This is a genomic window from Pseudooceanicola nitratireducens, from assembly GCF_900109195.1.
Classification (GTDB): Bacteria; Pseudomonadota; Alphaproteobacteria; order Rhodobacterales; family Rhodobacteraceae; genus Pseudooceanicola; species Pseudooceanicola nitratireducens.
The window spans coordinates 1,113,272-1,128,833 of sequence record NZ_FNZG01000001.1 but is presented as its reverse complement, the minus strand read 5'-3'; the positions used below and the strand labels follow the sequence as shown (position 1 = coordinate 1,128,833).

The window sequence follows — 15,562 nt, the reverse complement described above, 5'->3', positions numbered from 1 at the left end:
GCACCCCCGCAGTTGACACAAAACGTGAACACGTATAGAACAAACGGCAACAAAAGCCGCGCGAGGGAGTAGTGCCGTGCTGACGAAGAAACAACTCGACCTGCTGGAATTCATCCACAAACGCGTGCAGCGCGATGGCGTCCCGCCCTCCTTCGACGAGATGAAAGAGGCGCTTGATCTGCGGTCGAAATCCGGGATCCACCGGCTGATCACGGCGCTAGAGGAACGCGGCTTCATCCGCCGCCTGGCGCATCGGGCCCGGGCGATCGAAATCGTGAAGCTGCCCGAAAGCCTGGGAGGAGAGGCCAGCGGCTTTGCCCCGAAGGTCATCGAAGGCGGTCAGAGCACGGCAAAACAACCCCTTGGCGACACGATGGCGGTCGAGGCCGTGCATGCGCTGGAGCTTCCCGTGATGGGCCGGATCGCCGCCGGCGTGCCGATCGAGGCAATCAACCAGGTGTCGCATCACGTGGCGGTGCCGGGGTCGATGCTGTCCGGTTCGGGCAGCCATTTCGCGCTGGAAGTGCGCGGGGATTCCATGATCGACGCGGGCATCAACGACGGCGACGTGGTTGTGGTGCGCGAAACCACCTCGGCCGACAATGGCGACATCGTGGTGGCGCTGGTCGACGACCAGGAGGCGACGTTGAAACGCTTTTTCCGCCGCTCCGGCCAGATCGAGCTGGTGGCGGCCAACCCCGCCTATGAGACCCGCGTGCTGCCCGACAACCGGGTGAAGGTGCAGGGCCGGCTGGTCGGGCTGATCCGCACCTATTGATCCGCACCTTGGACCGGCCAGCGCCAGATATGGCTGACGCGGATGTCTTTATCATTCCACAACCGTCGGCCCGCCATTGCGCGGGCCGACGTGATTTCAAGGCCTCGCGGCGCAAGGGTCAACGCAAGCGCCCCGGTGTCGCGCAGGGTCTTCGGCGAGAAGACCCTGCAGGGGGGACGGCCCGGGGGATCGTGGTTCAGCACCACGATCTCGCCCTCGGAACAGGTCAGCGCGGCGGCGGCCTTCTTGCCCGTCAGATGCCGGATCGGCAGATCGGGCGGCCAGAGGGCAAAGGCCGCGTCCTGATCCAGGGCGGATCCGTCATTCTCCAGCCAGACCTCGGCCGGGAACCCGGCGCCGCGCCCCCGGCTTAGCGCGCGGCCCGAGGGCGTCATGACCCCGACCAATTGCCCGCCCTCTTCGATCAGCACCTGCGGCCGTGTCGCCCCGGACCAGAGCCAGGCGGCCAGGACCAGGGGCACCAAACCCAGCCAGCGCAAGTGCCCCTGCCACAGGATGACCCAAAGCCCGCCTAGCGCATAAAGCGGCAATACCAGCGGCCCAGGTGCGATCACCCTGCCGACCGCGCCATCCCATGCAGCGACGCTTCGCGCCACCAGCAGGATCCAGTCCAGCCCCAGCCCCATGAGCGTCAGGGGGACGGCCTCGGCCCCTAGGGGCATCAGCAGCACCGCCAGCACCGCGGCCGGCATCACGAAGAGCCCCATGACCGGCATAGCGACCAAGTTCGCCACCAGCCCGTAATGCGCGAATGTGTTGAAATGCGCCGCCCCGACCGGGGCCGTGGCAAAGCCCGCCACGCTTGAGGACACAAGCAGCGCCACCACCGGCCGGGTCCAGCGTGGCCAGGCGCCGCCCCGCCCCCGCAGCGCACCGAAGGCCGCCACCAGCGCCGTGGTCGCGGCAAAGGACATCTGGAAGCCAGGGGACAAAAGCGCCTCGGGGCGGAGGATCAGCACCACCAGCGCCGCCAGGGCAAGGGCGCGCAGGGAAATCGCCCGGCGCCCCGCGATCAGCGCCAGGAAGGCGACGCAGGCCATGACAAAGGCGCGTTCCGTGGCGATGGCCGCCCCCGAAAGCGCCAGGTAGACCGCCCCCGCCGCGATGGCCGCCCCCGCCGCAATGGACCGCACCGGCCAGTTCAGCGCCGCGTGCCGCCACAACGCGCCCCCCAGTCGCAGGGCGGCAAAGACAAAGCCGGTGACCAGCCCCATGTGCAGCCCCGAGATCGCCAGAAGATGCGCCAGGTTGGTGCGGCGCAGGGTCTCGGTCACCTCCTGGCTCAGCGCGGATCGGTCGCCGGCGGTGATGGCGGCGGCAAAGGCCCCGGTGTCGCCTGGCAGCACGGCGCGGATGCGGTCCGACAGGGCCATGCGGGCGGCGAAGACCAGCGTCGCCCCCCGTTCGGGCGGGGCATGGGCCATCACCGGCACGCGGGTATAGCCGATGGCCCCCAGACCGGCGAACCAGGTGTGGCGCTGGAAATCGAAACCGCCCGGTTCGACCGCGCCGCCGGGGGGCGACAGATGCGCGGTGGCCTGGACGGTCAGCCCGGGCAGCGGGGTCATTGCACCCTGTTCCCCATGCAGCGACAGGCGAACGCGGTCGGGCGTGCGGGCGGGGTCGACATCCGGCAGAAGCACCCGGTCCAGCGTCAGCCGCACCGCGTCCGAGCCGGAGCGGTCGATCATCACGATGCGCCCCTGCACCGGCCCGTAGTATCGCCAGCCCAGCACCGGGGCGGCGACCACCTGCGCGCGCAGCGCCCCAAGGCAGAAGCCCGCCAGCACCAGCGCCACGGCCCAAAGCATCGGCCCCGCCAAGGCCCCCGACCGCACCGCCAGGACGCCCGCCGCCAGAGCCCCCGCACAGGCCAGCGCCACCTGCCCGCCCCGGGGTTCCGTGGCGCAAGCAAAATAGTTGGCAATGCCAAGTGCCAGCAGGACCGGAGCCCAAGGAAACAAGGCCCCGCGCTGGTTCAGCACGATCATCGCGGCCCCGCTGGCCGCCCGGTTCACCAGGTGCAGAAGCCCCCGCGGCACTTGTCACCCCCGTTGCGGCCAGATACAGATCGCTCAACTTCAGGCGCAGCTTGCGCCATCTCGGTAAACGAAAGGTTACTCCCCCCGTGAACACGCAGGTCGTCACCCGTTTCGCGCCGTCTCCGACCGGCTTTCTTCACATCGGCGGGGCCCGTACCGCGCTTTTCAACTGGCTCTATGCCCGGGGTCGCGGCGGCAAGTTCCTGCTGCGGATCGAAGACACGGACCGCGAACGCTCGACCCCGGAGGCGACGGCGGCGATCCTGGCCGGGATGGACTGGCTGGGTCTGGACTACGACGGCGAAGCGGTGTCCCAGTTCGACGGTGCCGACCGCCATCGCGAAGTGGCGCTGCAGCTGCTTGAGGCCGGGAAGGCCTACAAGTGCTTCGCCACCCAGGACGAGATCCAGGAGTTCCGCGACGCCGCCCGGGCCGAGGGGCGTTCGACCCTGTATCAATCGCCCTGGCGCGATGCCGATCCCGCGACCCATCCCGATGCGCCCTATGTGGTGCGCCTGAAGGCCCCGCGCGATGGCGAGACGGTGATCCGGGACGAGGTGCAGGGCGACGTGCGCATCCGCAACGACCAGCTGGACGACCTTGTGCTGCTGCGCTCGGACGGGACGCCGGTCTATATGCTGGCGGTTGTGGTCGACGATCACGACATGGGCGTGACCCATGTGATCCGGGGCGATGACCACCTGAACAATGCCGCGCGCCAGATGGCCATCATCGAGGCCATGGGCTGGCCGGTGCCGACCTATGCGCATATCCCGCTGATCCACGGCCCCGACGGCAAGAAGCTGTCCAAGCGCCACGGGGCCCTGGGTGTCGAGGAATACCGCGACATGGGCTATATCGCCGCCGGCATGCGCAATTACCTGACCCGCCTGGGCTGGAGCCACGGCGACGACGAATTCTTCACCGACGCCCAGGCGAAGGAGTGGTTCGACCTGAAGGGGATCGGCAAATCCCCGGCGCGTCTGGACTTCAAGAAGCTTGAGAATATCTGTGGTCAGCACATGGCCGCGGCCGAGGATGCTGCGCTGCTGAACGAGCTGAAGGATTTCATGGCTGCGACCGGTCAAACTCCGCTTTTGCATACAACGGAATACAAAATTTCGCAGGCCTTGCCGTTCCTGAAAACCTCGGCCAAGACCCTACCCCAACTTCTTGAAAAGGCTCACTTCTGCCTGGTCGAACGGCCGATCGAGGTAGAAGAGAAAGCGGCCAAGAACCTGGGTGAAGACGCCCGGGCCATGCTGTCGGATTTGACGCCGCACCTGCAAAATGCTACGTGGACGCGTCAGGATTTGGAGGCCCTATTGAACAGCTTTGCCGAAGACCGCGGAGTGAAGTTCGGGCAATTGGCCGGTCCCCTGCGCGCAGCCCTTGCCGGACGCGCCGCGACACCCAGTGTTTTTGACATGATGACGGTCCTTGGACAGGAGGAATCCTGTGCCCGGATCGGGGATGCTGCCGGCTAGGCAGCGACCGTAACGTTCCGGTTACCCGGAAGCCATAGAAGGGGCGTGCGGCACTGGTTCGTGCGCGACAAGAGGAAGGGAAGAGTATGACAGATACGAACAAAACGGCAACGCTGAACCTTAAGGGGCAGACCTATGAATTGCCGATCCTGTCACCAAGCGCGGGCCCCGATGTCCTGGACATCCGCAAGCTCTATGGTCAGGCCGACGTGTTCACCTATGACCCGGGCTTCACCTCGACCGCGTCCTGCGAAAGCACGATCACCTATATCGACGGCGAAGCGGGCGTGCTGCTGCACCGGGGCTACCCGATCGACCAGCTGGCCGGCCAGTCGCATTTCCTCGAAGTCTGCTACCTGCTGCTTTACGGTGAACTGCCGTCCGCCGCACAGCTGGAAGACTTCGAAAGCCGCGTGACCAATCACACCATGGTGCACGAACAGATGCACCGCTTCTTCACCGGGTTCCGCCGCGATGCGCACCCGATGGCGATCATGGTGGGCGTGGTCGGCGCGATGTCCGCCTTCTACCACGACAGCACCGACATCTCGGATCCCTGGCAGCGTGAGGTCGCGACGATCCGCCTGATCGCCAAGATGCCGACGATCGCCGCCATGGCCTACAAGTACACCGTGGGTCAGCCCTTCGTGTACCCGCGCAACGATCTGGACTATGCGTCCAACTTCCTGCGCATGTGCTTCAGCGTCCCGGCCGAGGATTACCAGGTCGACCCGATCCTGAGCCGCGCGATGGACCGGATCTTCACGCTGCATGCGGACCATGAACAGAACGCCTCGACCTCGACCGTGCGTCTGGCGTCCTCTTCGGGGGCGAACCCGTTTGCCTGTATCGCTGCCGGTATCGCCTGTCTCTGGGGTCCGTCCCATGGCGGCGCAAACCAGGCCTGCCTGGAGATGCTGAAGGAAATCGGCACGCCCGATCGCATTCCCGAATTTATCGCCCGCGCCAAGGACAAGAACGATCCGTTCCGCCTGATGGGCTTTGGCCACCGCGTCTACAAGAACTTCGATCCCCGCGCGACGGTGATGAAGCAATCCGCGGACGAAGTGCTGGACCTGCTGGGTGTGGAAAACAACCCGATCCTCGCCACCGCGAAGGAACTGGAACAGCAGGCCCTGGCCGATCCCTACTTTGCCGAGAAGAAGCTGTTCCCGAACGTGGACTTCTATTCGGGCATCATCCTTGAAGCCATGGGCTTCCCGACTTCGATGTTCACGCCGATCTTCGCGCTGTCGCGCACCGTCGGCTGGATTTCGCAGTGGAAAGAGATGATCGAAGATCCGGCGATGAAGATCGGCCGTCCGCGTCAGCTTTATACCGGCGCGACGCAGCGCGACTATGTCGACGTCGAAAAGCGCTAAGGTCTGATCAGACTGATGAAACCGCCGGGCCCTGCCCCGGCGGTTTTTCTTTGCGCGGATGTCAGGAAAGAAGGGGGCGGCGCGACCGCAGGTTCACAGGGTCATTCGCCCGCAACACCGGGGGCCGAGGGCGCGATGGCGCTGCCGTCATGACTGCGCCCATGGGCGCGGCGGCGGCGCAGCCGTTCGGTCAGCAGGCGCGCCTGATGCCCGCGTGCCAGCACCCGTGCGGGCGGCTGCGCGGCCGGGCTTTGCGAAATCTGCGGCACCAGCGTGTCGATTTCCTCCAGCAGGGCGCGGGGCAGCTTGCGGCGCGCCTCGTCCCCGATCAACAGGCTCTCGGTCTGCAGGCCGTTGGCATAGATCACCTCGTGCCGGTCAAACAGGATATGGCGATAGGTCACGTCGCCCTTCACCCGGGGCTGCTGCACGCGGCGGAGCTTCTCCAGGTGCTTCACGGCGATCAGCATCTCGGACTGGTCGAACATGTTGCGCATCAGGGGGCCGCCGATCAGTACCCGGTGCTGCGGCGACAGAGTGATGTCGCGCAACGGCATGCCCGGCCCGAAGCAATCGGCCTTGATCCGAAAGGGGCGCAGCTGCGGCCGCGCCTCAAGCGTGGCGCGGGGGATCGTGGTGCCGCCGATCCAGCGGATCGGCTGGGGCCCGTGGTCACGGGTCATCACCATGTCGCCGGTCTTCAGCGCGGTGATCGGCACCATGCCCTGCGGCGTCAGGATCATCGCGTCATCGGTGAAACAGGCGACAAAGTTCAGCTCATCGCGCGTGGTCTGGGAAAGCCCGTCATAGCCCGTGCTGTTGACGCTGCTGATCGAGAAACTGGTGACCCCCTTGTCGTCCAGCGTCGCCTGGCTGTCGTAGATCGTCAGGAACAGCGCGCCGGTCTGATCCTGGAAGACCACGAAATTGTCGGTCAGGGTCGCGCCGTCGGCGAAGGTGACCGTGCCCGTGACCAGCGCCATGCTGTCGACCTGGCTGACCACCGGCCCGCCGCCCAGGTCGTAACTGATCGTGTCCGGGGTGCCGGTGTCGGAATGATCCGCCGTCAGCGCGTCATTCGTGTCGCTGCCAAAGCCGTCCAGGGGGCTGTTGGTGACGACATCGGTGCGGTCCTTGTACAGCGGCGCGCCGACGGACCCGTAGGTGCCAATCAGGGCCCCCGGGTTCTCCATGTCGTTGTCACCCTCGAAGGTATCGAGATCCGCGAAGGTCCCGAGATAGAGGGTTGAGATTGTGACATTGGTCGCCATCGCCCAAAGCCGCCCATTGATTTACGCAAACACGTGTATGCAGGTATAAACGGGCGGTCTTTGGTAAGGCCTAGGGCGAAACTGTGGCGAATACGAAAAAAAGACTGCCTTTCCAATGGGAAAGACAGCCTAAATTCAACCATTTTGATTAAAACACTCGGGTATCTGCGTCAGCGGCCTTCGTACTTGGGGGCGCGCTTTTCCAGAAAGGCCATGACGCCTTCCTTGAAGTCGCGGCTTTGGCCGGCCTTGCCCTGAAGCTTGCCTTCCAGGTCCAGCTGGCCGGTCAGGTCGTTGCCCCAGTTCTGGCGGATGGTCTGCTTGATCATCGCATAGGCCGCCGTCGGGCCATTGGCCAGGTGGTCGGCCCGCGCGTTCCATGTCGCCTCGAAAACGGTATCCGGCACGGCTTCCCAAATCATGCCCCAGTCGTCGGCCTGGCGGGCGGTGATCTTGTCGGCGAACAGCGCGGCCCCCATGGCCTTGGGGCCACCGACCGAGCGTGGCAGCCAATAGGTGCCACCGGCGTCGGGGATCAGGCCGATGCGGCTGAAGGCCTGCAGGAAATAGGCGCTTTCGGTGGCGATCACGACGTCGCAGCCCAGGGCGATGTTTGCGCCTGCCCCGGCGGCGGGGCCGTTGACGGCGGCGATCACCGGCACGCGGGCCTCGTCAATGGCGCGCACCAGCGGCTGGTATTCGTCGCGCAGAACGCGTTCCAGGTCCGGGTCGGCGATATTGGTGCCGTCGCTCAGATCCTGGCCGGAACAGAAGGCGGGGCCGTTGCCCGTCAGCACGATCACCCGCGCCTTGCCTTCGGCGGTGCGGATGGCATCCGTCAGCTCGGCCCGCATCTGGCTGGTCAGCGCGTTGTACTTGTCGGGGCGGTTCAGGCGGATCACGGCCTTGCCGCCAGTGATCTCGCTGGTGATGGTTTGATAGTCCGTCATGGGCGTCTCCTCTTCGCCGGTAGATCACTGTCTGGGCAGCAGGGGCGCAAGGGAAACATTGCGTCAGCGGTCAAGAATTTCCTTCAACCGGGCTTCTTCATCCTGGCTAAGTGCGGTTTCGGTCGCGCGGGACCGGCGGCGCAGGTAGATCAGCCCGATACCCAGACCTGTGATCAGCATCACAGGCCCCGCCGCCCAAAGCACCCAGTTTGACCCGCCGGTGCGCGGGTTCAGCAGGACGTATTCGCCGTAGCGGTCGGTGATGAAATCGATCGCCTCGTCGTCGGTATCGCCCGCCACCAGCCGTTCACGCACCAGAAGACGCAGGTCGCGGGCCAGTTCGGCATTGCTGTCGTCGATGTTCTCGTTCCGGCAGACCAGGCAGCGCAGGCCTTTGGACAGGTCCCGCGCGCGTTGTTCCAGAACCGGGTCGTCAAGGATTTCGTCCGGCTGCACGGCCAGGGCGGATTGCGGGGCCAGGGTCATGCCAAGCAAAATGGCCAAAACGGCGGCCCGCCCCATCTGTCGCAAAAGGTCCTTCATTCCGCGGGCACCCCCTGCACGTTGGTCTTGCGCGCCCCTGCGGCCACGCGATAGCGCCGGTCCGACAGCGAAAACGCCCCGCCCAGGGCCATGAGGATGGCCCCGCCCCAGATCCAGTTGGCCAGAGGCTTGACATAGGACCGGAAGGCCCAGCCGCCGCCGTCCTGTGGATCGCCGATCACCACGTAGACGTCGCGCAGGAAACCATTGTCGATCCCGGCCTCGGTCGTGGGCATGCGCGCCACGGGGTAGAAGCGTTTCTCGGGCGTCAGCGTCGCGATGTTTTGGCCGTTCCTCGACAGAAGCACCTGACCCGTGGTCGAGATATAGTTGGGCCCCTGCACGCGCTCGACCGATTGCAGGGTGATGTCATAGCCCGCCAGGGTCAGGCTCTCGCCTTCCTGCATGACGCGGATGTCTTCGCTTTGCCAGGCCAGCAGCCCGGCGATACCGGCGATGGTGACCCCAAGGCCGGCATGGGCGATGACCCGGCCATAGTCAGACCGTTGCAGCCGAAGCAGCCGCGACAGGGGGCTGTTGCCCTTGCGCGCCCAAAGATCGGTCAGCGCGCCGACGACCAGCCAGGTCGCCAGCATCAGCCCCACGGGCCCAAGCGCCGACCGCCCGGTCTGAAGCGCATAGACCAGCGCCAGAACGGCAATCGCCAGCACCGCCGCCGGCAGCAGCTTGCGCAGCACCCGGCCCGCCTTGGCGCGTTTCCAGGGCATCATCGCGCCAATGGGCAGCGCCGCGCCCAGGGCCACGAAGAAGGGCGTGAAGGCCAGGTTGAAAAACGGCTCACCCACGGACAGCTTGCGGTCGAACAACAGTTCACTGACCAGCGGCCAGATGGTGCCGACAAAGACCACAAAGGCCGCGACCGCCAGAAGGATGTTGTTCAGCACCAGCAGGCTTTCGCGGCTGAGCATGGCGAAGACACCCTTGGACGACAGAACCTCGGCCCGCGCCGCGAACAGCGTCAGCGCCCCGCCCATGAACAGCGCCGTGATCGCCAGAAGGAAGACGCCGCGCTCCGGGTCCGTCGCGAAGGCATGCACCGATGTGATGATACCCGAGCGCGTAATGAAGGCACCAATCAGCGAAAAGCCAAAGGCGACGATGGCCAGAAGGATGGTCCAGCTTTTCAGGCTTTCGCGTTTTTCCACCACGATGGCGGAATGCAGCAGCGCCGCCGCGATCAGCCAGGGCATGAACGAGGCGTTTTCCACCGGGTCCCAGAACCAGAACCCGCCCCAGCCCAGTTCGTAATAGGCCCACCACGATCCCAGGGCGATGCCGATGGTCAGGAAGATCCAGGCCGCCAGGGTCCAGGGCCGCACCCATCTGCCCCAGGCGGCGTCCACGCGCCCCTCGATCAGGGCGGCCACGGCAAAGCTGAAGGCCATCGAAAGCCCCACGTAGCCGAGGTAAAGGAAGGGCGGATGGAAGGCCAGGCCGGGATCCTGCAGCAGAGGGTTCAGGTCGCGCCCGTCCAGCGGCGGCATGGCCATACGCAGGAAGGGGTTCGAGGTGAACAGGAGAAACGCCAGGAAGGCCAGGCCGATCCCGCCCTGCACCGCCAGCACCCGCGCCCGAAGCGCCGGAGGCAGCGCGCCTCCGAACCAGGCGGCCGAGGCCCCGAAAAGCGCCAGGATCAGGATCCACAGCAGCATCGACCCCTCGTGGTTCCCCCAGACGCCCGTGACCTTGTAGAGCATCGGCTTGAGGGAATGGGAATTCTCGACCACCAGCCGCAGCGTGAAATCCGAGGTCACGAAGGCATGGGTCAGCGCCGCAAATGAAAAGGCCACCAGCAGGAATTGCGCATTGGCCGCGGGTTCGGCCACGGCCATCCAGCCGGGCCAGCGCTTATGCGCCCCCACAAGCGGAACGATTGTCTGGATCAGCGCCACGAAGAGCGCGAGGATAAGGGCGAAGTGACCGAGTTCAGTAACCATGCCCCGGTTATAGGCCTGTCCCCGCGCTGCGCCAACGACTTCGCGCATCCGGGCCGGATCACATTGTCGCGGGGGTGTCGCATGTCAGGGCGGTGTCAGGGCCGCATCCCCCCGTTGCCGCCGCGCGACGCCCGCCAGTCCTCCAGCGCGGCATTCCCGCCGATCTCGGCCCCCCGGTCTTCGTCGTTGCGGTTTTCGTCGGTGCGGCCCCCTTCGGCATCGCGCAGGGCGCGGGTCGTCTCGATCACCACCGGAACGCGGGCCAGGCTGCGCGCGATGTCGCGCTGGAACTCCTGCCCCTTCAGCTGATGACGTGCCCCGAAATAGAAACTCACCACCGCGCCCATCAGCCACCAAAGCGGCTCGGGCACCAGCGCAAGACCCTGCATCCTTTCGGCAAACCACAGCGGATCGACCATGGCGGCGCAAAACAGACCGATCGATCCGAAAGCCAGCATCGGCCGCGGCAGCCGGTTCAACCCGTCCATCACCTGATCAAAGATCCCGCGTGTCGCGCGGAACTCGGCCCCGTATTGCGCCAGCGCCTGCGCCATCCTCTCCTGATCACGCACAGCCCGATTTTCTGCGTTTTCCCTAAAGACTTCAGCGGTTTGGCGAAGCCCCTCGGCCCCGCCGCCAAAGACCAAATCCAGCGCGCGCCCGATCATCCCCATGCTGCCACCCTGTTGCGGAACTCTCGGTCTGTCATGTGATAACGCGGCGCGATGAACTCTTCCGCCCGGCGGATCCAGCCGCCCTTGCCACCTGCGCGGCTGCGCGCGTACTTCCGGCTGTTCACCCGCGCATCCGCCAGGGCAAAGTAATAATTCCTCCGCGCGATCCCATAGGCGTCGCGCAGATGATCTGGCGCCTGCGCCGCCGCCAGCGCGGCCGCGCGGATCGTCTCGGGTCCGATCACCCCGTCCACGGCAATCGCCTGCCCCATCTCGCCCAGAAGCCGCTGAAGGATCTTCACCGCATGAGTCCCGGCATTGACCTGCATGTCAAAGACCGTGTCCCAAAGAACCTCGGGCAGTTCGGCAATCCGGGGCGCGTGGAAATAGCGGTCCAGATAGATCTCGACCGCGCGGTCGCGGCTTAGCGCGCGCAGATCAGATGTCCCCACAGCCCCATCACCGTCCAGGTCCAGCCCCAGCTGACGCATTGTGCCGATGGTGACGCCAAAATTGGTCGCACCACCGGGATCGTCGGGATCATTTACATAGCCGCCTTCGCGGCTGACGATGGCCTCGGCCATCTGGCGGATCGTCTGCATGGGCCCCTCGCGGATTGCTCAACGCTCCAAGGATCCCCCCGACACCCTAACAAACCCTTCCCGCACCGCACGCAGGGCCGGCGCCCCGCCCCCAAAATCCTCTTGCCGAAAATATCCCGGGGGGTGGCGTCAAAGCTTCAGCTTTGTCGCAGGGGGGCAGCCCCCCCCCCTGCACCGTCAGTCACACCCCATGCCGTCAGACAAATGCACCCACGTCGCCCTGGCTACATAATCCCGCGCAGGGGCGCTGCGCAGAGCCAATCGGGGCCACCCCTTCCCCCGCCCGCCGCAGGCGCAGATCACGTCAGTTGGTCGCCTCGGGCTTCCATTCGCCCTGTTCCTTCAGCGCCTCCACGACCTCTTTCGGCATATAGCTCTCGTCGTGTTTCGCCAGGATCTCATCGGCGACAAAGGTGCCGTCGATAAAGCGCCCCGTACCGATCATGCCCTGGTTCTCGGCAAAAAGGTCGGGAAGGATGCCGGTGAAACTCACCGGGATGGTGGCATTGCCATCGGTCACGGCAAAGGTGATCGCCTCACCCTGGCCGCGGATCAGCGACCCCTCTTCGACCAACCCGCCCAGGCGGAAGGTCTCGGACGGCGGCGGCGGGGCCTCGGCCACCTGGGTGGGCGAGCGGAAGAAATTGATTCCGTCCTTCATCGCATAGCCAACCAGTCCGGTGGCCACGGCCAGGGCCACGAAGGCCAGGACGATGATCTGGATACGGCGTTGTTTCTTCAGCCCTTTCATGGCGTCCTCACGGGAAAAGCGGGGCCATCATCAGCCCCTCGGTTTCGCCCAGGCCCAGCATCAGGTTGGCATTCTGCAACGCCTGCCCCGAGGATCCCTTGCACAGGTTGTCCAGCGCGGTCACCACGATCGCGCGGCCCTGGATCCGGTCGCCCGTCACACCGATATGCACAAAGTTCGATCCCCGCACATCATGGGTCGAGGGCGTCTGCCCAAAGGGCAGCACCTGGATGAAGGGCTCATCCGCATAGGCCTTGGCAAAGGTGTCATGCACCGCCTGCGCATCGCCCGAGACATAGCCCGTGGACAGGATCCCGCGGTTCACCGGCAGAAGATGCGGGGTGAACTGGATCTGAACCGGCCGCCCTGCCAGCAGGGAAAACTCCTGATCGAATTCCCCCTGGTGGCGGTGCGTGCCGCCGACGGCATAGGCATTGTAGCCCTCGCTCAGCTCGGCATGCAGAAGGTTTTCCTTCAGGCTGCGGCCCGCGCCCGACACGGCGCATTTCATGTCCAGAATGATGTCATCCAGCCCGATCACCCCGGCCGAGATCAGCGGCCGCAGGGAAAACTGACCCGTCGCCGCATTGCAGCCGGTGCCGGCCACAAGCCGCGCGCCCTTGATCTCGTCCCGGTAGAATTCGGTCAGGCCATAGACCGCCTCTTTCTGCATCTCGACCGCGGCATGATCGTTGCCGTACCACTTTTTATAGGCCTGCGGGTCGCGCAGCCGGAAATCAGCCGACAGATCGACGATCTTCATGTCGCCGGGCAGTTGGGAAATCACCTCCTGGCTGGTCTTGTGCGGCAGGGCACAGAAGCACAGGTCAATCTGGGTGAAATCAATCTGCTCCCAGGTCACCAGCTGCGGCAAGTCCAGGTGGCGCAGGAAGGGAAAGACCTGATCCATGGTCTGTCCGGCCTTGGAATTGGCCGCCAGCGCCGCGATCTCCATCCCCGGATGGGACGAGATCAGCCGGATCAGTTCCGCCCCGGTATAGCCCGATGCGCCGATGATTGCGATTTTCTTGGTCATGTTGGTCCCCTGCGGGTCGGACGCCTTAGCGTCGAGATAGGAAATCTTCTGCGGGTGCGCCAGTGCGTCAGCTTAGCGCGCCCCCGATCTGTCTGGTCACCCTCTGCGCCTGCGGGTGCACTGGGTCCTTACATCGGCCCCGTGCATGGCACCCGCCGTTCAGGCCGCGGTGAAGGTGATCTTTCGTCGCAGGAACTGCGTCGCACGCGACGACACGCGGGCCGGATCGCCGGTGGTCAGGAACATCTCTTCGGTGCCGGGGCCGATGAATTCGGGCCGCCGGGTCAGATAATCCGCCAGGCTCGACGCCACCAGGTCGGCCTGGGAATAGACCGTGACATCCGGGCCAAGCGCGTCCTGGAAGACTTCCTGCATCAGCGGGTAATGGGTGCAGCCCAGGATCGCCGCGTCGGGATGCGGCATCTTGCGTTTCAGCGCATCCACATGGGACCGCACCAGCGCCTCTGCCAGGATCAGGTCACCGTCTTCGATGGCATCAACCACGCCGCCACAGGCCTGGGCCTCGACATCGACGCCGATCGCGCGAAAGGCCAGTTCGCGCTGGAACGCGCGACTGGCAACGGTGGCGGGCGTAGCAAACAATGCCACGTTGTTCACGGCAACCTGGCGCGGCGGGGAATTGTCGCCCCACTGGCGTTCGGTCAACGCCTCGATCAGCGGCACAAAGACGCCCAGCACCCGCTTGTCCTTGGGCACCCAGCTTTCCTGCATCCGGCGCAGCGCGGCGGCGCTGGCGGTGTTGCAGGCAATGATCACCAGATCGCAGCCCGCGTCGAACATGCGCGCGACCGACCCGGTGGTCAGGTCGTAGATGTCGTCGGCATCGCGCACGCCATAGGGGGCATGGGCGTTGTCGCCGAAATAGACAAAGGGCACCTCGGGCAGGCGCTTCGCCACGGCGTCCAGCACGGTCAGCCCGCCAAGTCCGCTGTCGAATACCCCAACTGCCATCGCCTTCGCCCTCAGTATCTGCGCCGGGGATCGCCCCCGGTCCGGTGCTTATCCTCGAATTCGAAACCATATTCAAAGGATTTGAGAGGCTCGGGCGAAAGCGCATAGGTCTGGCGCCGCAGGAAATCCATCAAGGCGCGGGTTTCGCCGGCAAATCGCGCGATTTCCTCGCGGGGGATGGGATCGCCGATCACCACCTCTACAGGCGTGCCGATGCGCGACCGGAACTCCTTGATCAGAAGCCCCATACGCAGGGTCGAATGCAGGTGAGAGGCCAGCTGGAACAACCGCGAGGTGTGGCCGGCAAAGAACATCGGCACCACCGTGGCCTCGGACTTGGTGATCATCCGGGCGGTGAACCCGCGCCAGCCCGGATCCATGGGCCGCGAAAAGGGCCGCAGGGCGGTGGACACCGTGCCGCCGGGGAAGACGCCGATCGCGCCACCCTCGGCCAGGTATCTCAGGGCGGTCCTGCGGGTCTCGATGTTCTGCTGCACGGCTTCCTTGGTCTCGTCGAAGGAAATCGGCAGGATCACGCGGTTGATGTCCTCGGCCTTGCGAAAGACCGAATTGGCCAGGATGCGGAAATCGCCGCGCTGCTGTTGCAGCAGATGCCCCATCATCAGCCCGTCAAGGATGCCATAGGGATGGTTGGCGACCAGGATAAGCGGGCCCTCGCGCGGGATATTCTCCAGCGCGCCCCCCGCGACCGACAGCGACAGCCCGTAGCGGTCCACCATGACCGACCAGAAATCGCGCCCCGCCGCCACGTCGCGGCCATAGCCGTCGGCCCGCTTGATCAGCCCGGGGCGGCCCGTGACATTCTCCATCACCCGGATCAGCGCGCGCCCCCCCTTGGTGGCGGCCGAATGGGCATAGGAAATATCGCGCGCGATCTGGCGATTGCTGGGGGGCTTGCCGGTTGTCTCGGGCGGGGTCTGTGCTGTCATCGGATCACCAAGGGCTTCCTTCCGATGTAACCCCTCCCCCTTCGCGGATCCAGCCTCGCGCCACCAACCGGCCCAAAATCGCGCGCGCGCCCTTTCCCCCTTCGCGCGCCCCGCCTGCATCATCTTGCCGAAAATACTCCCGCCG

The 15,562-nt window shown here is 65.4% G+C and carries 14 protein-coding genes; 3 read left to right on the top strand and 11 right to left on the bottom strand.

The window, feature by feature from the left end; translation table 11 throughout:
• Positions 1-76 precede the first annotated feature (76 nt).
• The gene (lexA, locus tag BMX99_RS05255; protein ID WP_093448084.1) at positions 77-778 is read left to right on the top strand and encodes a transcriptional repressor LexA; all 702 of its coding nucleotides are present in this window, start codon (positions 77-79) and stop codon (positions 776-778) included.
• On the opposite strand, the gene BMX99_RS05250 is transcribed toward lexA, so the two are convergent.
• Positions 772-2,841, bottom strand: coding sequence for a ComEC/Rec2 family competence protein (locus BMX99_RS05250; RefSeq protein ID WP_322788133.1), 2,070 nt, complete (start codon positions 2,839-2,841; stop codon positions 772-774). The two genes, lexA and BMX99_RS05250, sit on opposite strands and share 7 nt — an antisense overlap.
• An 86-nt stretch (positions 2,842-2,927) precedes the next feature.
• Between BMX99_RS05250 and gltX the strand changes: the two genes are divergently transcribed.
• On the top strand, positions 2,928-4,328 hold the full coding sequence (gene gltX, locus BMX99_RS05245; protein WP_093448081.1) for a glutamate--tRNA ligase: 1,401 nt from the start codon (positions 2,928-2,930) through the stop codon (positions 4,326-4,328).
• Positions 4,329-4,414: 86 nt separating this feature from the next.
• Positions 4,415-5,710 (top strand): citrate synthase, encoded by a 1,296-nt coding sequence (gene gltA, locus BMX99_RS05240; protein ID WP_093448078.1) that lies wholly within the window; start codon positions 4,415-4,417, stop codon positions 5,708-5,710.
• Positions 5,711-5,811: 101 nt separating this feature from the next.
• Here gltA and BMX99_RS05235 read toward each other — a convergent pair whose 3' ends face one another.
• The 10 genes from BMX99_RS05235 to BMX99_RS05190 all read right to left on the bottom strand — a co-directional run bounded on the left by BMX99_RS05235 (position 5,812) and on the right by BMX99_RS05190 (position 15,417).
• Entirely contained in the window at positions 5,812-6,981 is a 1,170-nt protein-coding gene (locus BMX99_RS05235) for a Hint domain-containing protein (protein WP_093448075.1), read from the bottom strand.
• A 170-nt stretch (positions 6,982-7,151) separates the two neighbouring features.
• Positions 7,152-7,931: an enoyl-CoA hydratase-related protein gene (locus BMX99_RS05230; protein WP_093448072.1), complete on the bottom strand. Its 780-nt coding sequence runs from the start codon at positions 7,929-7,931 to the stop codon at positions 7,152-7,154.
• 63 nt (positions 7,932-7,994) lie between these two features.
• Complete coding sequence (locus BMX99_RS05225) at positions 7,995-8,453, bottom strand: cytochrome c-type biogenesis protein (protein WP_409371768.1); 459 nt, start codon at positions 8,451-8,453, stop codon at positions 7,995-7,997.
• Between the two features lie 17 nt (positions 8,454-8,470).
• Positions 8,471-10,432 carry a heme lyase CcmF/NrfE family subunit gene (locus BMX99_RS05220; protein ID WP_093448067.1) on the bottom strand — a complete coding sequence of 654 codons (1,962 nt, stop codon included), beginning with the start codon at positions 10,430-10,432 and terminating at the stop codon, positions 8,471-8,473.
• Positions 10,433-10,527: 95 nt separating this feature from the next.
• Positions 10,528-11,106, bottom strand: coding sequence for a holin family protein (locus BMX99_RS05215; protein WP_093448065.1), 579 nt, complete (start codon positions 11,104-11,106; stop codon positions 10,528-10,530).
• Complete coding sequence (locus BMX99_RS05210; protein WP_093448062.1) at positions 11,097-11,708, bottom strand: holin-associated N-acetylmuramidase; 612 nt, start codon at positions 11,706-11,708, stop codon at positions 11,097-11,099. The genes BMX99_RS05215 and BMX99_RS05210 overlap by 10 nt, the downstream gene beginning before the upstream one ends.
• A 304-nt stretch (positions 11,709-12,012) precedes the next feature.
• The gene (ccmE, locus tag BMX99_RS05205; protein ID WP_093448059.1) at positions 12,013-12,459 is read right to left on the bottom strand and encodes a cytochrome c maturation protein CcmE; all 447 of its coding nucleotides are present in this window, start codon (positions 12,457-12,459) and stop codon (positions 12,013-12,015) included.
• Positions 12,460-12,466: 7 nt separating this feature from the next.
• Positions 12,467-13,495 (bottom strand): N-acetyl-gamma-glutamyl-phosphate reductase, encoded by a 1,029-nt coding sequence (gene argC / locus BMX99_RS05200; RefSeq protein WP_093448056.1) that lies wholly within the window; start codon positions 13,493-13,495, stop codon positions 12,467-12,469.
• A gap of 159 nt (positions 13,496-13,654) precedes the next feature.
• A complete protein-coding gene (locus BMX99_RS05195) occupies positions 13,655-14,467 on the bottom strand; it encodes a glutamate racemase (protein WP_093448054.1) in 813 nt (270 codons plus the stop codon).
• A gap of 11 nt (positions 14,468-14,478) precedes the next feature.
• Positions 14,479-15,417, bottom strand: coding sequence for a lysophospholipid acyltransferase family protein (locus BMX99_RS05190; RefSeq protein ID WP_093448051.1), 939 nt, complete (start codon positions 15,415-15,417; stop codon positions 14,479-14,481).
• Positions 15,418-15,562 lie beyond the last annotated feature (145 nt).

What these genes read in the sequence shown, in the direction of transcription:
- gltA (WP_093448078.1), top strand. Translation starts at nt 4,415, where the DNA reads ATGACAGATACGAACAAAACGGCAACGCTGAACCTTAAGGGGCAGACC.
- BMX99_RS05235 (WP_093448075.1), bottom strand. Translation starts at nt 6,981, where the DNA reads ATGGCGACCAATGTCACAATCTCAACCCTCTATCTCGGGACCTTCGCG.
- BMX99_RS05230 (WP_093448072.1), bottom strand. Translation starts at nt 7,931, where the DNA reads ATGACGGACTATCAAACCATCACCAGCGAGATCACTGGCGGCAAGGCC.
- BMX99_RS05225 (WP_409371768.1), bottom strand. Translation starts at nt 8,453, where the DNA reads ATGGGGCGGGCCGCCGTTTTGGCCATTTTGCTTGGCATGACCCTGGCC.
- BMX99_RS05220 (WP_093448067.1), bottom strand. Translation starts at nt 10,432, where the DNA reads ATGGTTACTGAACTCGGTCACTTCGCCCTTATCCTCGCGCTCTTCGTG.
- BMX99_RS05215 (WP_093448065.1), bottom strand. Translation starts at nt 11,106, where the DNA reads ATGGGGATGATCGGGCGCGCGCTGGATTTGGTCTTTGGCGGCGGGGCC.
- BMX99_RS05210 (WP_093448062.1), bottom strand. Translation starts at nt 11,708, where the DNA reads ATGCAGACGATCCGCCAGATGGCCGAGGCCATCGTCAGCCGCGAAGGC.
- ccmE (WP_093448059.1), bottom strand. Translation starts at nt 12,459, where the DNA reads ATGAAAGGGCTGAAGAAACAACGCCGTATCCAGATCATCGTCCTGGCC.
- argC (WP_093448056.1), bottom strand. Translation starts at nt 13,495, where the DNA reads ATGACCAAGAAAATCGCAATCATCGGCGCATCGGGCTATACCGGGGCG.
- BMX99_RS05195 (WP_093448054.1), bottom strand. Translation starts at nt 14,467, where the DNA reads ATGGCAGTTGGGGTATTCGACAGCGGACTTGGCGGGCTGACCGTGCTG.
- BMX99_RS05190 (WP_093448051.1), bottom strand. Translation starts at nt 15,417, where the DNA reads ATGACAGCACAGACCCCGCCCGAGACAACCGGCAAGCCCCCCAGCAAT.